Origin of the sequence: Bacillus chungangensis (assembly GCF_030812995.1) — a bacterium.
In the GTDB taxonomy this organism is placed as follows: Bacteria; Bacillota; Bacilli; order Bacillales; family Bacillaceae_C; genus Bacillus_CF; species Bacillus_CF chungangensis.
In genome coordinates, this window is the sequence record NZ_JAUSTT010000001.1 from 127677 (window position 1) to 148928 (window position 21252).

Below are 21252 nucleotides of genomic sequence, written 5' to 3' on the forward strand. Positions count from 1 at the left end.
TAACCATCCTTTATTATCATCTGTCACATTTCACTAGATTTTTTTAGATTAAAGTGACGGTATCCCATATCTGTGACCATTCTGCCGCGCGGCGTTCTCTGGAGAAAACCAATTTGTAGTAAATATGGTTCATATACATCTTCAATTGTTTCTGATTCTTCTCCGATGCTGGCGGCAATTGTATCAATGCCGACTGGTCCACCACTAAATTTTTCAATGATGCTTTTTATTAACTTATGGTCTATATGATCGAGTCCCAAGCGATCAACCTGCAATAGACCCAATGCTTCATCAGCTATCGTATGCGTAACAAAACCATCACTTCGGACCTGTGCAAAATCACGCACTCTTCTTAACAATCTATTGGCAATTCTAGGTGTTCCTCTTGAACGCCGAGCAATTTCAATCGCACCATTATTTTCAATTTCTGTTTCTAAAATGGCGGCCGTTCGAAATACAATATGAGTAAGCTGCTCTTCAGTATAATATTCTAATCTGCTTAAAACACCAAAGCGATCCCTTAAAGGTGCAGAAATAGCACCTGCCCTAGTTGTAGCGCCGATCAAAGTAAATGGCGGCAGATCAAGCCTTACAGAACGAGCGCTTGCTCCTTTTCCAATAACAATATCTAAACAAAAATCTTCCATCGCTGGATATAAAATCTCTTCAATTGTGCGATGCAAGCGGTGAATTTCATCAATAAACAGCACTTCACCAGGTTCGAGCGATGTTAAAATAGCTGCCAAGTCTCCTGGTCTCTCAATAGCCGGTCCTGATGTCGTTCGCAAATTAACCCCCATCTCATTAGCAATGACGGCTGCGAGGGTTGTCTTCCCTAGACCTGGAGGACCATATAAAAGTACATGATCCAATGTTTCTTCTCGCATTCTTGCTGCTTGAATGAAGATTTCTAAATTGCTTTTCACTTTGTCCTGACCGATATATTGTGTTAACGATTGGGGGCGTAGGCTATGTTCAAAAGAGAAATCATGCGTACTCGCTTCACTTGAGACGACTCTGTCTTCCACTTTTTCCCCTCCTCCCTCTTACTCAAAAGCAACATGACGGCAAAAATCAACTTTACTCAAACTTTTCTATGCAATGAAAATGAAGTAGATGTATCTGAACTTCCCTTTATGTAAGAGCTCATAGGTAATGCTTCTCTTGAGGCATTTATTATGTTAATAGTTTTTGCAATGCCCGTTTTATATATTGATCTGTTGTGGCAGTCTCTTTTTGCAGAGATGGCATTATTTTATTAATTTCTCTTTCTGAATATCCAAGTGCTTTCAATGCAAGGACGGCCTCCTCTAACTCCTTATGATTGTCATCCATTAGAAGCGATTCCTGTTTCGTTTTTTCCAGATTTTCACCATAAGCAGGGATAATATCTTGCAGCTTTCCCTTTAAGTCTAATATCATTTGGCGGGCAGTTTTTTTTCCGACACCTGGAAACTTCATTAGAAATGTTTCATCTTCAGTCTCGATTGCTTGAATTACTTGTCCAGGTTCTCCTGATGCTAAAATGGCTAATGCCCCTTTTGGCCCAATGCCAGAAACATGAAGCAGCTTTTTGAACATATTTTTTTCTTCTAGTGATTGAAAACCATAAAGCGCAAGCACATCTTCCCGAACGTGCTGATATGTATACACTTGAAGTGTTTCTCCTTCTTTACTTGAAAATACAAATGGATTAGGCGTTAATATTTGATAGCCTATTTGGTTGTTTTCTACCACAATATATTCTGGACAAACAAATGTAATCGTTCCCTTTATGTATTCGTACAACGTGTTTCTCCTCTCCTCCAGTCTTGCTAGCTTTCATTTTATCATATCAGGACTGTTTGGAGAAGAAACGAATGAAACATTTGTTCTTTTTTATAAGAAAGGAAGGGATCGCTCTGTTTTGGCGACCCCTCTTTCTGATTATTTTTTTGCATCTGGAAATGAATATGATTTCAAAGCCTCTAATACTTGATGATAGTCTGTCTTTGATTTTACTGGAATCCCTTTTTTAAGCTGTTCATAATTGCTGCCTTCTAGTTTTTTAACATCAATTTGAAAGAAAGACTGAATGATATGTGCTTTGTCAGGCGTTCCATTAAAAATAGATATTGTGCCATCCTCGCTTACTCCAAAATAGCCGTTCGTTTTCAATAATGGAGAAATATCATCTTCCATTCTGTGAAAAACAACCTCGGCTTCTCCCATCTCAACGAGCTGCCAGTCTACATACTTTTCCCAAAAATCCTCCATCGATAAAATCGTGTCTTCGATTACTTCTTCACTAGTCTCGCCATCAATATATTGTCTTTTTAATATTACTTTTACCTGTAATGGTGTGTTATCCGCTTCCTGTTTCATCATTGGCGATTGCTCCATTTTTGCCAAAGAAGGATGATAACAATAACTATAAGTGGAAACTAGCATCAAAACACCAGCAGCCATCCGCATTAATACTTTCATGTTTAGTCACCTCAAAAAGTGAATATATTGTCTATATTCATAGGTTGACCAATTTTTAACATGAGTATCCATTACTTTTTTATTGCTGCATTCGTGAATAGCATTCATAAAAGAAAAAACTACAGGGTTTTTATCTTCACAATTTTTACAAATAAGAATTATTCTTCCATATTATGAAAAGAGTCTTGAACATCATCATTATCATCTAGCATTTCGAGCATTTTTTCCATCTTCAAAGCCTGTTCACTACCCAATGCCACAGTGTTTTGCGGCACCATCGTTATTTCAGCAGTAATAAATTGAAAATCATTCTCTTCAAAATAAGTTTTCACTTCTAAAAAAGCATCTGGATCTGTATATATTTCAAATGCATCTTCGCTTGTTTCCAGTTCTTCAGCCCCTGCTTCAATCACTTCTAGTAGCATTTCATCTTCTTCGATTGAAAGATCCTCCCGAGAAATAACGAGGTATCCTTTGCGATCAAACATATAAGATACACAGCCAGTTTCGCCTAAATTACCGCCATTTTTAGAAAAGGCAAGTCTAACAGTCGAAGCCGTCCGGTTTTTATTATCTGTCAAACATGTAACCATTACTGCAGTACCGCCAGGACCATAACCTTCATAAGTTATTTCTTCATAGTTTTCCCCTGCTTGGTTTCCTGTCGCTTTTTCAATGGCTCTTTTTATATTATCATTTGGCATGTTTACTGCTTTTGCTTTATCGACAACAAGACGCAGAGACGGATTTGCGTCCAAGTCTACCCCACCTTGCTTTGCTGCCACATATATTTCTTTCGCTAATTTTTGAAAGACTTTTCCTCGTTTTGAATCCTGTGCATTTTTGCGTCTTTGGATGTTCTTCCATTTAGAATGTCCAGCCATTCTAATTCACCTCTCGTCTTTTTTCAATCCCAAATATATCATATAAATGGAGAAAGGAAAATATATCACGAGAAGATATTACAATGACTTCGAGATTGTTTTAAAAAACTGTTTTCGCTGTGCAAATTGTTGAAAGGTTAAGTTGCTTAGATAGTTCCAAATCAATTGTTGTTTTTTCTTTGAACTTTTTACAAAACGATTCCATTCACGAAAAATATCTGTTGGAAAAGCAAGTGCAATGAAAAACAGAGACGATTGCTCATAACGCTGAAATGCCTTATACGTCCATAATTCTTGTAAAGACCAATTCAAAAAAGGCAGCATGCGATTAGCAATTTGCAGCATATCTATCATTTCAGGCGCAATGCGAATTAAATCAAAATCGATCAAATATAAGCGCTGATCAGCTCCTAATAAAAAGTTATGATCTGCCAAGTCTCCATGAATCACACTTTGTTTTTCTTTTACAAGGTCGTCTTTCATCTGTTGCATTTTCTCCAAAGACCATTCAGCCCAATCTATGTATGTGAATAAATAATAACTGGGGAAATATGCTGTTATCATTGGAAGGTTTTGCTTAAACATGCTGAGCCGCTGCTGCCATTTATCCAGTTGATGAAAAGAAGACAGCTGGTTTTTGATTTTATCAAAAAAATGGCGTACCGTTTGATGATAATTTGTTAATAATAGCAGCGCTGCTGTCCGGTTTCTTTTTGTTTGATAATGAAAACTTTTTTTGTAATGAGGAGAAATATACTCGATTAAACCATAGCAAGTTCCTTCAAAAAAAACATTTACTCGCTGATGAATAGGATGAAATTGATAAGTATGATTAAAAGCAGAACTGCGAAGAAAATTCGTAAGCGTTACTTGGTTTTGTAAACTGCGGAGAGAGGAAAATGCTTTTAATATCCACTGCTGCTCTTCTCCCTCACAAAGCCAAACATTGTTTTTGAGTGGAACGATATTGGCAAATTTTTCGTCTGTCAGCTCATTTAAATAGAAGAGGAGACGACTGGTATGAACGTCTCCTCTTCCTTGACAATGGTCATTCATCGTTTTCCTCATCTTCAATCGGGAGTCGAAATGCTCCTTCAGGAGGTTCCATATTAGCATATGGTTGACCATATGGAGTTGTATAATAAGGTTGAGGAGTAGCTGGATATCCTTCCCGCATTGGCATCCCCATGCTTTGAGTTGGAAAATAAGGCATTGGTGCTCCTCCCATACCCGGCATCTGTGGTTGCATTGGCATCTGCTGTGGTTGCATTGGCATCTGTGGCTGCATTGGCATCTGTGGCTGCATTGGCATCTGTGGCTGCATTGGCATTGGTGCTTGCATTGGACCTCCTGGCATCAGATAAGGATTAGACGCCATTTCCCCAATCGGATTGCTCATCTCTGCATGCTGTTGGTGATGGTGATAATAAGGCATCGCCGGATAAGATGAGGATGAAGATTCATCCTCCCAATATGGTTGAGCACCATGATAACTTCCATCCATAGCAGCTGGCTGTACCTGCGGCATAACAGGTGAATACATCATTTGCTGTTGTGGTGCCATCGGTGCATACATCGCACCTTGCACCGATGGCATGCCAGGCTGCGGATACGGTGGGTACGGCATCGGCATGCAATAGCCAGATCCTGGCATGATTGGTGTTATTGGTGTACAGTGGCTCGGTTGTACCGGATACATCGGCTGCATTCCGACTTGCATGGGACTAACCATCTTACAAGAAGAGATGGAAGATTCTTCGCACTCCTCCTCTTTTTTCTCATACTTCGGCAACACATTTATCGGCTGTGGTTGATGGTGTGGCTGCATTTGTGGCTGCATTTGTGGTTGCATTTGCGACTGTACTTGCGCTTGCATATTGGCCATATTTATTGTGTTATAATTATTTATATCGATTTCTGGAATTACTGTCTGAGGCATTTTTGGTATAAATATTGGATGAGGTATTTCTTCCTTTTTATGTGCCTTCTTCATTTTTGGAGCTTCGGCAGGCTTATGGTGTTTATAGGGGTGTACAGCCTTGGGCATTTCTTTTTTATGATGCTTTACTGCACTTTCTTGTGGGCTGACTCCATGTTTTTTTACCACTCCTCCTGGCGCTGGTACTTTAATCTTCATTCCTGGCATAATCATATCGGGATTAGAAAGTTGAGCATTGAGCTTTTTTATTTCTTCGAATGAAACGTTATATTTCTTGGCAATTTTCCAAAGCGTATCGCCCTTTTGTACGATATGGATCTTCACTAATTTTCCCTCCTCAGGCATATGTCATTATCATTCTATGACAAAGTGGGCAATGTGCTAATGATCTACAGAAAAACTTATGTGAAATATGAATAAAATATGCCATTCCCTCGTGTAAATCTTTGCATATGGCCTGAAAGCAAAATGATCTGCTGCTTTCAGGCCATATGTCCCTAGTTTTGGCGCAGTTAAACTTTAAACATTCTTTCCAATGCAGTAATTGCTTCTTGTGCCGTCTTTTCATCTACTTGAATCCGATTAATTGGATCATTTAGCACTATTTTTTCTAAATTCCAAAGCAAATGCGGCAAATCGATGCGATTCATTGTTAAACACGGACACATATGAGGATTTAAGGAAATGATTTTTTTATCAGGGTGAGAAGCAATTAATCGATTGACAAGATTCATTTCCGTTCCTATAGCCCATTCACTTCCAGGAGGAGCTTGCTCGATAGTCTCAATAATATATTTCGTTGAACCATTATGATCAGCCAAAGCGACTACGTCGTGATGGCATTCAGGATGAACAATAACGCGCATGTTCGGATAATGCTGACGAACGGATTGAACGTTCTGGATTGTGAAATTTACATGAACAGAACAATGTCCTTTCCATAAAATTACTTTCACTTCATCTAAATTTCCTTCATACACCAACTCATCCTTGACCGGATCCCAAATTGCCATCTGAGATAACGGAATACCAAGATCAAAGGCAGTATTGCGGCCTAAGTGCTGATCGGGAAGAAACAAGATTCTCTCTTTTTGCCTGAATGCCCACTTGACCATTAAATGTGCATTCGATGAAGTAACAGTTGCTCCCTTATGTCTACCGACAAAAGCTTTAATTGCTGCAGTCGAATTCACATAAGTTAAAGGAATGATCGTATCATCAAAAAACTGCTGCAGATGATTCCATGCTCTTTCAGTTTGAAAAATATTTGCCATATCAGCCATTGAACAACCTGCACGCATATCTGGCAAATAAACATATTGCTTCACACCTGTTAAAATATCTGCTGTTTCAGCCATAAAATGAACACCACAGAAAACAATATGCTCTGCATCTTTGTTTTGAGCACAGATTTGTGCCAGCTGCAAAGAATCACCTGTTGCATCAGCAAATTTTATGACCTCATCCTTTTGGTAATGGTGACCTGGGATGAACAGCGCTTTTCCTAATGCAGCTTTTATCTCTCTAACTCTCTCTTCCATCTCTTCTATCTTTCTCCGTTTATAGCTTTCTGGTAAAAGTACATCTCTTCTCTCTTTTAGCATATATAGTCACCCCTCCTTATCCTGTTTGTTTGCTTTTACACTGATATCAAAAGCGGTTACAGAATGTGTGAGCGTTCCTAATGAGATATATTGTACTCCTGAAGCTGCATATTGATGCAAATTTTCAATTGTGATAGAACCAGAAGCTTCTGTAGTAATTTTTTTGGGAACGTACGTAATCCAATCTTTGATCTCATCAGGAGTCCTATTATCAAACATGATAATATCAGCTTGTGCTTCTACTGCTTCTTGAAGCTGTTCAAATGTTTCAATTTCTACTTCAATTTTTACAGTATGACCTAGCTTTGCTTTTACAGTCTCAACTGCATGTTTAATCGTTCCTGCAAAAGCAAGATGGTTATCCTTAAGCATAACTGCATCATACAGCCCCCCACGATGATTAAATCCGCCACCAGCTCGAACAGCATATTGATCAAGCATTCTTAGACCAGGCATCGTTTTTCTTGTATCACAAATTCTTGCCTTTGTTCCCGCAGCCTCCCTTACAGCTGCAGCAGTCATTGTTGCAATCCCACTCATTCGCTGCAGCAAATTTAAAATCACACGCTCGCCTTTCAATAAGCTTTGTACAGGACCTGAAGCAGCTGCCAGTACCATTCCACTTTCAACTTCCTCTCCATCACTAACAAAGCAAACAGTATCGACTTCACTGTCTAATACTTGGAAGCCTGTCTCCAATATATTTTTTCCACAAAATACCCCTGTCGCTCTTGCAATAAAAACGACTTCGCCAACTTCCTTTTTAGAAAATAATAACTCACTAGATAAATCACGCTCGCCAATATCTTCAATGAAAAACTGCTCAAGCATCGATTTTAACTTGAGGATATTCATTTTTGTTTCTCCCTCTTTCTAATAGTGCCCTTGTTTGGATTACATGCCGCTTCTCCCATTCCTGACTTGGAAACGGAAAATCTTCTCTAATATGAGCGCCTCTGCTTTCTTGACGGATAAGTGCAGCGTTTGCAACTAATAGTGCTGCTGTTAACATAAAAAAAGTTTGTATCTCATCAACAGACATTCTATCTAAATCAACTCTTTCATCAGCAGTTGGCATATACTGCTGCAGCCATCGTTGAAGCTGCAATAGTTTTAAATGTGACCGAACAATTCCAGCTGCCTGCATCATGCGTGCTTGAATCTCTTCCCTCTTAGGCAGCATCCATGTTCCCTGCTGTTTCGAAATATTAGCTGTTCTTATTTTTTTCATATTCATAGCCACTTTAGACGAAGAAGCATATTCATTTAAATATGCAGCAAGTTTCTTTCCAGCAAATAGGCCTTCAAGTAAGGAATTGCTGGAAAGGCGATTGGCGCCGTGAATGCCACTTGCAGCAGTCTCCCCTAGTGCAAACAATCCTTTTATTGATGTCTCGCCTACTTCGTTTACTGCAATACCTCCCATTAAAAAATGGCAGCCGGGAGCAACAGGAATTTTATTCGTTGATAATGAAATACTTTGCTGCTCACAAAACTTCGTAATTGTTGGAAATTTACTAGCAAACGACGTAATGCTGCTAATATCAAGATAAACCTCTTTACCTTGCAGCCGCTGCTCGTATATTTCTTTTGCCACAATATGGCGGGGAGCAAGTTCTTTCAATGGATGAATGTTTTCCATCACTCTTTTGCCATTATCATTAATGAGCTCTGCTCCTTCTCCTCTGACCGCTTCTGAAATAAGACCATGTGTTTCTCCTTTCCAATAAAGAAGTGTTGGATGAAATTGGATGAATTCCATATCTTTCAGCACTGCCCCTGCATGATAGGCCAAAGCAATGCCATCTCCTGTTACAGTTGGATCGTTTGATGTAAAGGAATATAAACCGCCAATTCCGCCAGTTGCAAGTACAATTGATCTGCCCATATATTGGTGGATTTGCCCATTAGCGGTCATTGCTTTTACACCGATGCAGCAATTGTTAATAGAATCAATTAGTAATTCATAGACAAAGGCATCTTCGATTATTTCTATCTGGGATGGAAGTTGTGCAATCAAATGGTTTATTAAATGTTTCCCTGTTTCATCGCCGCCGCAATGAAGTATACGCCTGCGGCTATGCGCCCCTTCCATTCCTAATAAGAGTTCTCCTTCCATTGTTGTGTCAAAGCGGATGCCAGCCTGCTGTAAATCACGGATAAGAAATGGCCCCTGTACTACAAGTTCATGCACAGTCTTTTCATGTTGAAAAAAACAACCTGCTTCTAAAGTATCTTGATAATGTATAGAATAATGATCATCTTTTCCAACAGCAGCAGCAATCCCTCCTTGAGCACGATAAGAATTACTATGATGTTTTTTTGACTTTGTGATAATTATCACATTAAGATCCTTTTTTAAGTTTCTAGCAAGCTGTAAGGCAGCGATTCCACTCCCTATAATAATAACATCATAAGTGATCAATCTACCTCCTCCTTTTTTACATGTGTCTTGACACCTATATTTACATATTCTTTTGTTTATGGCAAGATATTTTTAGAAGAATTATTTTTTATGCTCTTTTATTAAGAACTAAGATTTTCCATTTTAAATAGCAATTCATAAAGTGAAACTTCCATCAGTAGGGATTTTCTCTTATCTCCCACCCATAAGAAGTTGAACAAAAGCTAAGGTCGCGAGCATCCTCGAAAAAGAAACCGCTTTTTCTTCGAGCTGATTCAAGAAGCTTTCTTATCCTGTCGACCCGAACCAATCGGACATTTGACTTTCAGTTATCCCCCACATAGACTTCTTTGATTCCTCTTACTCTTGAGGTGGGGGGCTTACTGCCAGTTAGATGTGGGATAAACAAAAACGCTGCTGATCGGAAAGCAGAGCGCCTTGTAAAAATGGACAATTTTTTTGAAAGGAAGATCGAGATGAAGTATTTTGACTATGCAGCGACAACACCTATCAACTCTGATGCACTTCAAATGTATGCAGAGCTTTCTAAGCTTTGCTTTGGAAACACAAGCAGTTTGCATGATATTGGCAGCGAAGCAGCTCATTTTCTGAAGTCCTTTCGAAAAGAACTCGCAATGCAATTAGGAGTTGAAAGCGAAGGCATTTATTTTACCTCGGGAGGAACAGAAGGAAACTTACTTGCTCTTATTGCTTTAGCTCGTACGTATGCTAAAAAAGGGTTGCATATTATTACGTCTATGGGAGAGCATGCATCCGTTGACTCTGCGCTTTTATTTTTACAAAAAGAAGGGTTTGAAGTAACTGCTATTCCATTTACGAAAGATGGCTTCGTTGACCTTGACTTGTTAGAGAAGGCCATTCGGAAAGATACGATTTTAGTAAGTATACAGCATGTAAATCCAGAGATTGGAACAATCCAGCCTCTTGCTGACATTGCGAAAATCGTACAAAAACATCAAATTCTTTTTCATAGTGACTGTGTTCAATCTTTTGGTAAAATCTGTTTGAAAACAATTAGTTCTTTTGTTGACTGTCTTACTATTTCAAGCCACAAAGTCTATGGACCAAAAGGTGTCGGGGCTATATATCTTCGTCCTTCCAAATGGGTGCAGCCAGTCTTTCCAGGCTTTCATCATGAAAAAGGTTTTCGTGGGGGAACGATTAATGTACCAGCTATTGGCGCTTTTGTAACGGCAGCAAAAAAACAGCTGCAGAAACAATCAAGTCAACAGCTATATTATGAAAAATGCCGTGCTCTTTTCTTGGAAAACTTGTTTGAAACATTTGTCCCCTCCACTTCTTCCAAATGTAATAGCAGCGATCACATAATAATGAACACGATTCATTTTAGCTGTCCAACAAAAAATCATGTACAGTTAAAAAGAGAGAGATTGACCTGTCAACGGCCTGTATTTTCTCTTTATCAAGCAAAAGATGAGTCAAAGCAAGTGCCGCAAATTATTGGTCTTGGTCTTAAAGGTGTCGAAGGACAACTCACTATGTTAGAATGTAATCGCTATGGTTTTGCAATTTCTACTGGCAGTGCTTGCCAAGTAGGGCAGCAGAATGCTTCAAAAGCAATGCAGGCACTAAAAGTGAAAAAAAATCAGGCTAAAGAATTTATTAGAATTTCATTTGGAATGGATACATCGATAGAAGATACGATACAATTAGGAACATTATTAAAGGAAATCCAAGCTTCAAACAAATATAATGAAGACGGCATTCGGATTCCACCTAATGAATAGCTTGAGTGGGAGTGGAGGATTAAAATGAATAAGCCAAAGAAAATTCTTGGAGAAGAACGACGCCAATTATTGCTACATGTTTTAAAGGATTCAAAACAGCCTATCACTGGTGCTGAATTAGCAAAAATGACAAATGTAAGCCGTCAAGTCATCGTTGGAGATATTACTTTACTTAAAGCAAGAAATGAACCCATTATCGCCACGAGTCAAGGCTATTTATATATGCAGCAACAAGCAGCAACAGCTATCGAAAAAATAATCACTTGCTCTCATCCCCCTGAACAATCAGAGGAAGAGTTAAATATCCTTGTTGATCACGGCTTGACAGTAAAAGATGTAAAAATTGAACACCCAGTCTATGGGGACTTAACCGCTTCCATTATGGTTTCCAATCGCAAAGAAGTCCAGTTATTTATGGAAAACATTAAAAGGACAAACGCAGCATTTTTATCTGAATTAACAGATGGCATTCATCTCCATACGATTATTGCAAAAAACCAGCAAGAAATTACTGCTGCCGAAAATGCTTTAAAATCAGCAGGGATCCTCATTATTTGAACAAAAAAGCTGATCCTTTAAGAGGTCAGCTTTTTTACGATTTTATTATCCTTATTTTCTAGCCTTTTTTAAAGCCATTGCTCGGCGGCAAGGCATAAGAACAATAACTGCCCAGCACTTTAACAGTACAGCCAAGTGTCTCGATTTCCGTAATGGCATTTGGCAATAATACTTCATCCATTTTCTGATTAATATCGATGATGAAAAAATAATCTCCTAAACCTGTCTTTAATGGCCTTGATTCTATTTTGCTTAAATCGATGTTTCGCCAAGCAAAGGCTGAAAGCACTTGATGCAGCGCCCCTGATCGATTTTTTGGAAGGGTAAGCATCATTGTTGTTTTTTCTGTTTGAGCATCCAAAGCAATCTGGACATCTGTGGAAAGGTTGCTAAGGACAATGAAGCGAGTATGATTAAATGAATAATCATGAATATTCTTCTCGACAATGTCTAGTTGATATTTTTGAGCGGCGGCTTTATTGGCAATTGCAGCGATTTTCATTTCTGGATGTTCACTGACAAATTTAGCCGCGGCAGCTGTAGAAGTTGTTTGCTCCAATGTTGCATGTGGGAATTCCCGATGCAAATATTTATGACATTGGGCAATTGCATGAGAATGGGACAAAATCTTCTCTACTTGCTGCCAATTTAATGCATGATCACGATGAACCATTAAATGCTGTTGAATTGGAACAATGATTTCTGCAACGATCGGTAAATTTACTTCATGAAATAAATAGTCAATCGTTAAATTTACAGACCCTTCTAACGCATTTTCCAGTGGAACAACAGCAATATGTACTTCTTTGTTTTCAACAGCCCGCATACAATCCGGTATCGTCATATATGGCCGTGTCTCGATATACGGAAATGCAGATTGAACAGCCATATCAGTAAATGTAGCCTTTGGGCCTAAATAAGCAGCTTTCAAAATCCTTCCCCCTATTTTAAATAAGCCTCCATCGTAGACTCTAAACAACAAAATAGAACTACGTTTGTAAAACGCATTGTTCATTTATACGATGAATAAGCATCATCTTGCAAATATACTTAAACGGCAAACTCCTCTGCTCCAGAGATAGTTTAATAATTGTCTCTATAACAGTATAAGGAAAACCTATCCAGAAAACAATGCCCTAACGATTCCACTCTTGATGAACAGGTGAACTACTCACCACTTATCGACCTTGCGGTCTGATTGAAGTGGGAGAATTCTTTTCGGAAATCCAGTTAAAAGTCCAAATAATTCGCACTCATACAATGGGAAATGTTTCCATTCATAATTTTCTCTTATAATGCCAAACAAAGACTACAGTGCTTGAAACTTACGTCCTCAAAAGTCTAAATTTCTTTTCCAAAAATACCACACGCACATTTCCATGATCAGGATAAAATGAGCTTTCCATAGGAAATGTAGCTTCGGCGCTATCAGAAGAAGACTGGCCCCCCCCTAGTATAAATTCTAAGGGCTTAACTAATGAAACATAGCCTTTGAGAGATAGGGGATTGGCAGCATGAAAAATCATTGCTGCCGAAAATCTTAGACGCTATGCCAGCTAGCTGCTGGAGAAAACACGTCAGAGTGACGCAGGTGGAGACTTGTATAAGTTAAGTTGGTAAGATATGACCGGAAGTCATGCAGTTTTCATTTTTAATGGCGATGTCATTTAAGCGCCTGAACCTAAAACCTCCACTTTTTCAATAAATTCCATTCTTCTAAGTTTCGCTAACATTTCATCCATATTAATTTCCATATCGGTAACATCGACTGACAATGTGACGTTTGCACGTCCTTGAAGCGGGATCGTTTGGTGAATGGTTAATACATTACAGCGGAAAGTTGCTACTAATCGAAGCAATTCGGACAATGTTCCTGAGCGGTCTTCCAAATAGAAAAATAAAGAGATAATTTTTTCCTTCACAATGGTATGAAACGGAAAAACAGTATCACGATATTTGTAAAAAGCACTCCGACTAAGGTCAACTTGCTGGACAGCATCCCATACTGAAGAAGCTTTTCCTCGCTCCAACAACTCTTTTGCTGCCAACGTTTTTTGCATAGCTTCTGGTAAAATGTCCTCCCTAACTAGGTAAAACTTTTTATTTAATGGTTTTTTTCTTCCCAATTGGCCTCGCTCCTTTCTTAACATAACACTCCCATCAAAACCATTTTCCCTTTTATGCAACCATTCGGAGGCTTACCCTTTTCATCTTTTCAACGAATACTAATCCTGAAATAAGCATATAACAGCAGAAATCCATAAGTTGTTTATTACTGGTCAACAAATTCAAATTCATATTGGAGCAAACGTACTGTATCTCCGTCTTGAGCGCCTCGTTGTCGAAGTGCTTCATCAACTCCTAAGGAACGAAGCTGTCGAGCAAAACGTCGAATCGATTCTTCTCTTTCAAAGTTCGTCATCTTAAACAATCTTTCTACTTTGTCTCCACTTACTACAAAGGCTCCATCCGAATCACGAGTAATCGTAAAGGCTGCTTCTTGTTTTTCATGCTTGTACACAACTCGATTTACATCGTCTTGTTCTTCGATCGTATAAAGTTCGAATGTTTCTGTACAATCTAATTGATCAGCAATCGCAAAAAGCAATGCCTGTAACCCTTTTCTTGTTAAAGCTGAAATAGGAAAAATCGGAGCATCCACTGATAATTGCTGTTTAAACGCTTCTAAGTTCTCTTCTGCATCAGGCATGTCCATTTTGTTTGCCACAATTAACTGTGGACGCTCAGTTAAACGTAAATTATATTCACTTAGCTCGTTGTTTACTGTAAGATAGTCTTGATAAGGATCTCTGCCCTCTAATCCAGACATATCAATGACGTGAACAATGACCCGTGTTCTTTCAATATGGCGTAAAAACTGATGCCCTAAACCAACTCCTTGGTGTGCACCTTCAATTAACCCTGGCAAGTCTGCCATCACAAAGCTGCGGCTATCTTCCGTTTCCACAACTCCCAGATTAGGGACAATTGTTGTAAATGGATAAGCAGCAATTTTGGGTTTTGCTGCCGATACAACCGAAAGAAGTGTAGATTTCCCAACACTTGGAAATCCAACAAGCCCAACATCGGCAAGCACTTTCAATTCAAGCACTACATCTCTCTCTTGTCCCGGTTCACCATTTTCAGCTACTTCTGGAGCTGGATTAGCTGGAGTAACAAAACGATTATTGCCTCGTCCACCGCGTCCACCTTTCGCAATGACAGCTCTTTGCCCATGCTCTACTAAATCAGCAAGGATTTCTTCCGTTGCTGCATCGATTACTACTGTTCCCGGCGGCACTTTTACGATTAGATCCTCAGCCCCTCTACCGTGCTGGCTTTTTGACATCCCGTGTTCTCCTCGCGCCGCTTTAAAGTGGCGTTTATAACGGAAATCCATTAATGTTCTCAAACCTTCATCTACTTCAAAAATGACATCAGCACCCTTGCCGCCATCACCTCCTGCCGGTCCTCCTTTTGGCACGTATTTCTCACGGCGGAAAGCAACCATTCCATTTCCGCCATCGCCGCCTTTTACATAAACTTTAACCTGATCCACAAACATAATCTAAATCTCCTCACAAATTAGTCCTCGTTCATATAATTACATCAATAGCAAATTCAGTATCCTTCCATGATTTTATTAAAATGTTCTTCGCAAACTTTTCGCCTGTCCTATCAAGCCAAGCTTTTAATGATGCTTTCTCTTTCAGTTTGCCTTCAAATTCAAAAAAGAAACAGACTCCTTTTTCATGATGTGCAATTGATAAGAAAAGATGATTGTCAAACTTCGGCAAGACATTATTCTCTAATTGCTGAAAAAAAGCAGCTGTCCATTGATATAAAGCTATATCATCTACATTCTCTGGATGAAAATCATCTAAAATTTCATATTCCAAATAAAATGTGTGAGCTTCCCAATTAAACAACAGCAGCATTTTCGCAAATTGCGGAAGCTTTAAGTTACAGAGTCTGGACTCTTGCTGGGCTTCTAAAATAATGTCGTCAATGACTCGTTCTACTTGATCAATTTTACCTAAGGCAAGATTGCCTTTAATTAATTGTAAATTGTTCATCCAATCGTGACGTGCGTGCCTTAGTACTTCGACAATTGTCCAGTTTTCGTTCATTCCCGCACTCCTTCTTGCCAGTCAATATCTCTTTTCAGTATATCAGAAAATAACTTGTTTCATCATGAATACGTAAAAACAAAGGGAAAGTTTCACGTCTGTTCAATTTGATCTTCTTTCGTTCATCTATCAATACGTAAAAGAAAGGATTTAAAATTGAATATGTACTTCCTACTGAAATGAATCACTTCGACTTTCAGTATCAAAAGGAATGCTCAAACACAATACATCGCACGAAAAAAAAGGATTTACTTTTTCTTCGTGCGATGTATTGCTTCTTAAACCATTCATTACTTCTCTCTTGCCAATGATTGAGCAGAAAAAAACTCTAGCCGAAACTTCGGTTAGAGCTTTTCTTTGTTTATGCTTCTTGTGCTTCCGCATAAACACTTACTTTTTTCTTGTCACGGCCTAGTCGTTCAAAACGAACAACACCGTCCATTTTTGCGTAAAGTGTATCATCTTTGCCGCGGCCTACATTTTCACCTGGATGAATTTTTGTTCCACGTTGACGGTAAAGAATTGAACCACCTGTGACAAATTGACCGTCCGCACGTTTTGCACCAAGGCGTTTTGCAATTGAATCACGGCCGTTCTTTGTTGAGCCTACACCTTTCTTAGATGCAAAAAACTGAAGATCTAATCTTAGCATGTTATTCCACCTCCTATTGGAAAGTTATTTTTATATATTTACTATAATCCATTTCAATTGTTTGCAAAGATACGAACATACCTTGTAGCAGGAGTTGTACTTGATTATTGATCTCAAGTGGAAGATTGTCAGGAATGATACAGCGAAGATAACCGCCTTTCTTCCCTTGCTCTACTATTGGTTCGACCTTCGTTAATTCCATAATGGCATTAATCGTGCCGAAAACAACCGCAGATACGCCAGCACAAACGATATCTTTGCCTCTCTTATTGAAATCAGCATGTCCATCTAATGTGAATGAACAAATATCACCGTTTGCATGCTTATTAATTTCTACATGTATCATTGTCGCTAGCCTTATGCATTGATCTTCTCAATCGTTACTTTTGTGTACGGTTGACGATGACCTTGTTTTTTATGATAGTTTTTCTTAGGCTTATATTTAAAAACGACAACTTTCTTTTGACGTCCTTGCTTTTCGACTTTAGCTGTCACAGTAGCGCCTTCCACTAAAGGACTGCCAACTTTAACTTGGTCGCCACCAACGAAAAGTACTTTATCGAATGTAACAGTTTCACCTTCGGCAGCAGATAATTTTTCAATATAAACCTCTTGGCCTTCTTCCACCTTTAGCTGTTTTCCGCCTGTTTCAATAATTGCATACATTGCTTGCACCTCCTTCATTAACTCAGACTCGCCAAGGACAGGCGTTTTACGTATGTAAAAGCTTGCTACCTGCCATGTGCGGTTGTAGCACGGGTGCTACAAATACAACATAGAAATGTTATCACATTTGTATTGTTATGTCAACCCTCTTTTAGTCTTTGATATCCACTCATTTTATACAGTTGGTTTCTACTAAATATTATAGATCATCAAATCCGTTTAAATCGCTTGTTTTTGTATACTGACGACTTTTTTGTTCAAAGAAGTCTGTTTTATTGCCATCAAAGTTATCGACATACGCTCTAATCCATTTCATTGGATTTTCAATATGATCAGGATAAATTTCACTTAGCCCAAGCATTCGAAGCATTTTATTAGCGCGATATTTAACATATCCTTCCATTTCATACAAATCAATGCCATCGATATTAGCAAGCACGTAGCGACTCCAGCATGCTTCTTGTTCAACAGAGTAGCGGAACTGATCATATACCCAATCGGTTAGCTCTGTTGTATTTAAATGAGGGTTCTCAGCAAGAGTTGCACGAAATAATTCACTTATGAAACGACCATGCTGCAGTTCATCACGGTTAATGTAGGAAATCATCGTAGATGTACCAACCATTTTATTATGACGAGCTAAATTGTAGAAAAAAGCAAAGCCGCTGTAAAAGAAAAGTCCTTCGAGCAAAGCTGTGTAAATCATTACCTTCAATACATTCTCAATTGTAGGAAATGCCGCAAATTCATTATATACGTCCATTATCCGTTCATTTCGCTTTAGAAGCACTTCATCTTTCCGACCGGTTTCAAAAGATTCATTTTGCTTTGCAAGCGTTGTGACGGAGGAAAGAACATACGCATAACTATGATTATGTTCACTTTCTTGATCTGCAATTGTTGCCATAATCGACTTTACAGATGGATCTGTAGAGTAGTCTGATATTTTCGCAGCAATATCTGTTTGTGGACCGTCGAGCGTCGCCAACAAGCCAATGATCTTTAAGAAAGCGTCCTGTTCTCGTTCCGTCAGCGTGGGAAACTGTTTAATATCTTGCGTCATATCAATTTCACTCGCTCGCCAAAATAATGCACGAATTTGTTCACGATGGTCATAAAAGTGTGGATAGGCAATATCATTCCAATTAAGGATGCCGCTTGCTTTTCCACCAAATAACGCTGTCGATCTATTCGGATTTGCTGGTTCCAGCACTTTTGCTTTCGTTAATAAGTTCATCAATTTGTAAAACCTCTTTCGTCCATTTTCTTACTTTTTCTTCCTGTCCCCCACGTGGAGATTGTTCGATTTTCAAAACAGTATAAGGAGATTCATAAAAGACTGCAAGCCTGTCAACTGCTCGACAAAATAAATCATCGCCTCCAAATTGTGTATCTCCTGTTCCAAAAACAGCTATTTTTTCCGGCTTATATCCAACATCCGCAACAAAATTCTTCATAATCGCCGGTGTTACTCCTTTTCCCCAAGTAAAAGTACCCATCATGATCATATCGTATGGCGTTAAGTCGGGAGGCGGTGTGTTCCTATTAATCCGGTGCAGCACTGCGTCATGACCTAAATCAGCTAACGTTTGAGCAATTAACTCCGCCACTTCTTTCGTATTTCCACTAAAGCTTGCATAACAAATTATGATTGACACCATTCACAGTCCTCGACTGCCGTTGCCGTAGAACGGACATAGTAAGTCGTTTTCATTCTATTTTTCCATGCTTGCATATGCAGTTCTAGCAATACAGATGCACGAATAAAATTCGGTACATAAAAGTTGAAAGAAATGGCCTGATCAATATGTCTCTGTCTTGCCGCATTTTGTTTAATAGACCAAAATTGATCAATTTTATAAGCGGTTTTACGATATACGTCGTATGTTTCGTGAGATAAGTCAGGTGCTGTAACAGGAATGCGATAATCTTTCTTCTCTTCTGTATACATTACATCAAAAATTGGATCAATGCTCGCACTGCTGCCTGCAATAATAGAGGTGGAAGCGTTCGGAGCGATTGCTAATAAATAGCCATTCCGAATGCCTTCTTGCTGAATTGTATAGGCAAGTTGATGCCACCTTGTATTGTGTTCATTTTCTTTCCGTATTTCTTCTTTGCTGTTGATATACTGTCTAGAAACAAAATATTCTCCCGTCTGCCAATCACTTCCCGCAAACTTCGGATATGCGCCTTTTTCTTTAGCAAGGTCTACACTCGCCTTAATCGTTAAGTAGGCGATTTCTTCATACAGTTCATCAGCAAGCTGAACAGCTGCGTCCGATTCCCAAGCAATGCCCTTTAATGCAAGCAAATGATGCCAGCCAAATGTTCCGAGTCCAATCGCTCGATACTTGTTATTCGTTATTCTTGCTTGTTTTACATCAATTGTATTCAGGTCAATGACATTATCCAGCATTCGCACTTGGATTGGGATAAGCCGCTCCATCACATTGTCGGGAACAGCTCGTCCTAAATTAACTGATGAAAGATTGCATACAACGAAGTCGCCTGCCTTTTTGCGGATGATAATTTCATCCCCTTCGATCACTTCACTTAGCTGTTCAGTTGGTGTTTGGTTTTGGCTGATTTCTGTACAAAGATTTGAACAATAAACCATTCCTGCATGTTTGTTATTGTTTTTGCGGTTCACTTCATCACGATAGAACATAAATGGACCGCCTGTTTCCAGCTGTGAGCGCAGCAAGCGTTTCATAATATCGATTGCTGGCACCTTTGTTTTCTTTAAATCATTATTACGGACACATTCATCGTAGCGTTCACGGAAAGAGCCTTTGCCAATTTCTTCATCATAAAAGTCTTCCAAGGAGTAGCCCATCACACGTCTCACTTCATGAGGATCGAAGATATACCAATCTCCTCTTCGTTCCACTTGCTCCATAAACAAATCAGGAATACAGACGCCATGGAATAAATCGTGCGTTCTTTGGCGCTCGTCTCCATTATTTAATTTAACATCTAAGAATGACATGATATCTGCATGCCAAATGTCAAGGTAGACAGCAATTGCTCCTTTACGTGTTCCAAGCTGGTCAACGCTTACTGCCGTATTATTCAATTGTTTCATCCACGGAATCACACCAGATGAAGCTCCAACATACCCTTTTATTGCAGACCCACGAGCTCTTACTTTTCCTAGATAAACGCCGATTCCGCCGCCATCTTTGGATAAACGTGCTACATCGGTGTTGCTATTGTAAATGCCAATCAAGGAATCTTCGACAGTATCAATAAAACAGGATGATAATTGACCATGAGATTTTCCAGCATTCGCCAATGTCGGAGTAGCAACTGTCATATAGAGCTGCGACAATGCCCAATACGTTTCTTTTACTAAATCCAATCGTTTATTCTTCGGTTCATCTTGCATTAAATAAAGAGCAATAACTAGCCACCGCTCTTGAGGAAGTTCATATACGTGCTTATGATAATCTGTTGCCAAGTAACGGTCTGCTAAAGTGCGCAAACCAACGTATGTAAAGAGATGGTCGCATGAAGGATCGATAATTTTTGCCATTTCAACGATTTCTTCTCGAGAATATTTCGCAAGAATATTCGGTGAGTACACGCCTTTATCAGCAAGGATTTTCAACAATCCGTAAAAATCCCCATATTTTTTTGCTGCTTCATAGGCACGATTGCGGCTTGCTTGTTTGTATAGCGACTGCAAATAGACTTTTGCAGCAACATATGTCCAATCAGGGTCTGATATATCGATATTTTCAAGTGCTGTTAGAATAAGCAGGTTCGTGATTTCGGTTGCTTTATATTCTTCATACTGCGTTATCGTACGAACAATTTTAGCCTTATATGCATCCGTTTGAATATGCGGGAATGCAACAACTGCTGCGTCAATGAATTTCTCTAATCTTTTTTGATCAAATGGGAGTCGTCGTTTCCCTTCGTTTTTTGTGATAATTGTTGTCAATGCTAATCTCCTCCACTATAATTAAAATGAAACCTACACTAGCAAGGCTTCTTTCATTCCCCCTGCTAATGATAGATCCCAAGTAACCACTTGAGTAATTTACCCTCTCTCCGAGTTTAGAACTAATCGGAGTCTTAAAGCAGCTGCCCTATACAAACCATTTTTTGAGAAAGGTGCTGTCTGTCCATTTCTGGATTAAAAAACCGCTCAATCTTGAGCAGATCAAACGAT

Annotated in this window: 21 protein-coding genes and 1 other annotated feature; of the genes, 2 read left to right on the plus strand and 19 right to left on the minus strand. The window is 39.1% G+C overall.

Annotation, left to right across the window (positions count from 1 at the left end; all coding sequences use genetic code 11):
* Positions 1-23: 23 nt before the first annotated feature.
* The 9 genes from ruvB to nadB form a co-directional block, all read right to left on the minus strand.
* Positions 24-1028: a Holliday junction branch migration DNA helicase RuvB gene (gene ruvB, locus J2S08_RS00635; RefSeq protein WP_307225647.1), complete on the minus strand. Its 1005-nt coding sequence runs from the start codon at positions 1026-1028 to the stop codon at positions 24-26.
* 148 nt (positions 1029-1176) lie between these two features.
* Complete coding sequence (gene ruvA, locus J2S08_RS00640; protein WP_307225649.1) at positions 1177-1788, minus strand: Holliday junction branch migration protein RuvA; 612 nt, start codon at positions 1786-1788, stop codon at positions 1177-1179.
* 138 nt (positions 1789-1926) lie between these two features.
* Entirely contained in the window at positions 1927-2466 is a 540-nt protein-coding gene (locus tag J2S08_RS00645; RefSeq protein ID WP_307225651.1) for a BofC C-terminal domain-containing protein, read from the minus strand.
* Between the two features lie 158 nt (positions 2467-2624).
* Positions 2625-3350, minus strand: coding sequence for a YebC/PmpR family DNA-binding transcriptional regulator (locus J2S08_RS00650; RefSeq protein ID WP_307225653.1), 726 nt, complete (start codon positions 3348-3350; stop codon positions 2625-2627).
* A 78-nt stretch (positions 3351-3428) separates the two neighbouring features.
* Complete coding sequence (locus J2S08_RS00655) at positions 3429-4406, minus strand: phosphotransferase (RefSeq protein WP_307225655.1); 978 nt, start codon at positions 4404-4406, stop codon at positions 3429-3431.
* Positions 4399-5613 (minus strand): SafA/ExsA family spore coat assembly protein, encoded by a 1215-nt coding sequence (safA, locus tag J2S08_RS00660; RefSeq protein ID WP_307225657.1) that lies wholly within the window; start codon positions 5611-5613, stop codon positions 4399-4401. Before safA ends, J2S08_RS00655 begins: the two co-directional genes overlap by 8 nt.
* 188 nt (positions 5614-5801) lie before the next feature.
* A complete protein-coding gene (gene nadA, locus J2S08_RS00665) occupies positions 5802-6893 on the minus strand; it encodes a quinolinate synthase NadA (protein ID WP_307225660.1) in 1092 nt (363 codons plus the stop codon).
* 6 nt (positions 6894-6899) lie between these two features.
* Complete coding sequence (gene nadC / locus J2S08_RS00670; protein ID WP_307225662.1) at positions 6900-7748, minus strand: carboxylating nicotinate-nucleotide diphosphorylase; 849 nt, start codon at positions 7746-7748, stop codon at positions 6900-6902.
* Positions 7717-9318: an L-aspartate oxidase gene (gene nadB / locus J2S08_RS00675; RefSeq protein ID WP_307225665.1), complete on the minus strand. Its 1602-nt coding sequence runs from the start codon at positions 9316-9318 to the stop codon at positions 7717-7719. Before nadB ends, nadC begins: the two co-directional genes overlap by 32 nt.
* A gap of 455 nt (positions 9319-9773) precedes the next feature.
* Between nadB and J2S08_RS00680 the strand changes: the two genes are divergently transcribed.
* The gene (locus tag J2S08_RS00680; RefSeq protein ID WP_307225667.1) at positions 9774-11066 is read left to right on the plus strand and encodes an IscS subfamily cysteine desulfurase; all 1293 of its coding nucleotides are present in this window, start codon (positions 9774-9776) and stop codon (positions 11064-11066) included.
* A gap of 24 nt (positions 11067-11090) precedes the next feature.
* Positions 11091-11624 (plus strand): transcription repressor NadR, encoded by a 534-nt coding sequence (locus J2S08_RS00685; RefSeq protein ID WP_307225669.1) that lies wholly within the window; start codon positions 11091-11093, stop codon positions 11622-11624.
* Positions 11625-11682: 58 nt separating this feature from the next.
* On the opposite strand, the gene pheA is transcribed toward J2S08_RS00685, so the two are convergent.
* The 10 genes from pheA to J2S08_RS00735 all read right to left on the minus strand — a co-directional run bounded on the left by pheA (position 11683) and on the right by J2S08_RS00735 (position 21021).
* Positions 11683-12555: a prephenate dehydratase gene (gene pheA, locus J2S08_RS00690; RefSeq protein WP_307225670.1), complete on the minus strand. Its 873-nt coding sequence runs from the start codon at positions 12553-12555 to the stop codon at positions 11683-11685.
* 736 nt (positions 12556-13291) lie between these two features.
* Entirely contained in the window at positions 13292-13750 is a 459-nt protein-coding gene (locus J2S08_RS00695) for an ACT domain-containing protein (RefSeq protein WP_307225672.1), read from the minus strand.
* Between the two features lie 146 nt (positions 13751-13896).
* Positions 13897-15189, minus strand: a complete 1293-nt coding sequence (gene obgE, locus J2S08_RS00700) for a GTPase ObgE (RefSeq protein WP_307225673.1) — start codon at positions 15187-15189, stop codon at positions 13897-13899.
* Between the two features lie 31 nt (positions 15190-15220).
* Complete coding sequence (locus J2S08_RS00705; protein ID WP_307225675.1) at positions 15221-15754, minus strand: Spo0B C-terminal domain-containing protein; 534 nt, start codon at positions 15752-15754, stop codon at positions 15221-15223.
* A gap of 361 nt (positions 15755-16115) precedes the next feature.
* Positions 16116-16406, minus strand: a complete 291-nt coding sequence (rpmA, locus tag J2S08_RS00710) for a 50S ribosomal protein L27 (RefSeq protein WP_307225677.1) — start codon at positions 16404-16406, stop codon at positions 16116-16118.
* A 13-nt stretch (positions 16407-16419) separates the two neighbouring features.
* A complete protein-coding gene (locus J2S08_RS00715; protein ID WP_307225678.1) occupies positions 16420-16752 on the minus strand; it encodes a ribosomal-processing cysteine protease Prp in 333 nt (110 codons plus the stop codon).
* Positions 16753-16763: 11 nt separating this feature from the next.
* The gene (gene rplU, locus J2S08_RS00720; protein ID WP_307225680.1) at positions 16764-17072 is read right to left on the minus strand and encodes a 50S ribosomal protein L21; all 309 of its coding nucleotides are present in this window, start codon (positions 17070-17072) and stop codon (positions 16764-16766) included.
* Between the two features lie 14 nt (positions 17073-17086).
* Positions 17087-17166 (minus strand) — a sequence feature (ribosomal protein L21 leader region).
* Between the two features lie 105 nt (positions 17167-17271).
* On the minus strand, positions 17272-18309 hold the full coding sequence (locus tag J2S08_RS00725; protein WP_307226137.1) for a ribonucleotide-diphosphate reductase subunit beta: 1038 nt from the start codon (positions 18307-18309) through the stop codon (positions 17272-17274).
* Complete coding sequence (locus J2S08_RS00730; RefSeq protein WP_307225682.1) at positions 18260-18733, minus strand: flavodoxin; 474 nt, start codon at positions 18731-18733, stop codon at positions 18260-18262. Before J2S08_RS00730 ends, J2S08_RS00725 begins: the two co-directional genes overlap by 50 nt.
* Complete coding sequence (locus tag J2S08_RS00735; RefSeq protein WP_307225684.1) at positions 18718-21021, minus strand: ribonucleoside-diphosphate reductase subunit alpha; 2304 nt, start codon at positions 21019-21021, stop codon at positions 18718-18720. The genes J2S08_RS00730 and J2S08_RS00735 overlap by 16 nt, the downstream gene beginning before the upstream one ends.
* Between the last annotated feature and the right edge of the window lie 231 nt (positions 21022-21252).

Bases quoted from the DNA above. Each gene is read 5' to 3' on its own strand.
- J2S08_RS00645 (WP_307225651.1), bottom strand. From the start codon at position 2,466: ATGAAAGTATTAATGCGGATGGCTGCTGGTGTTTTGATGCTAGTTTCC.
- J2S08_RS00650 (WP_307225653.1), bottom strand. From the start codon at position 3,350: ATGGCTGGACATTCTAAATGGAAGAACATCCAAAGACGCAAAAATGCA.
- J2S08_RS00655 (WP_307225655.1), bottom strand. From the start codon at position 4,406: ATGAATGACCATTGTCAAGGAAGAGGAGACGTTCATACCAGTCGTCTC.
- nadA (WP_307225660.1), bottom strand. From the start codon at position 6,893: ATGCTAAAAGAGAGAAGAGATGTACTTTTACCAGAAAGCTATAAACGG.
- nadC (WP_307225662.1), bottom strand. From the start codon at position 7,748: ATGAATATCCTCAAGTTAAAATCGATGCTTGAGCAGTTTTTCATTGAA.
- J2S08_RS00680 (WP_307225667.1), top strand. From the start codon at position 9,774: ATGAAGTATTTTGACTATGCAGCGACAACACCTATCAACTCTGATGCA.
- J2S08_RS00685 (WP_307225669.1), top strand. From the start codon at position 11,091: ATGAATAAGCCAAAGAAAATTCTTGGAGAAGAACGACGCCAATTATTG.
- obgE (WP_307225673.1), bottom strand. From the start codon at position 15,189: ATGTTTGTGGATCAGGTTAAAGTTTATGTAAAAGGCGGCGATGGCGGA.
- J2S08_RS00705 (WP_307225675.1), bottom strand. From the start codon at position 15,754: ATGAACGAAAACTGGACAATTGTCGAAGTACTAAGGCACGCACGTCAC.
- rpmA (WP_307225677.1), bottom strand. From the start codon at position 16,406: ATGCTAAGATTAGATCTTCAGTTTTTTGCATCTAAGAAAGGTGTAGGC.
- J2S08_RS00715 (WP_307225678.1), bottom strand. From the start codon at position 16,752: ATGATACATGTAGAAATTAATAAGCATGCAAACGGTGATATTTGTTCA.
- rplU (WP_307225680.1), bottom strand. From the start codon at position 17,072: ATGTATGCAATTATTGAAACAGGCGGAAAACAGCTAAAGGTGGAAGAA.
- J2S08_RS00725 (WP_307226137.1), bottom strand. From the start codon at position 18,309: ATGAACTTATTAACGAAAGCAAAAGTGCTGGAACCAGCAAATCCGAAT.
- J2S08_RS00730 (WP_307225682.1), bottom strand. From the start codon at position 18,733: ATGGTGTCAATCATAATTTGTTATGCAAGCTTTAGTGGAAATACGAAA.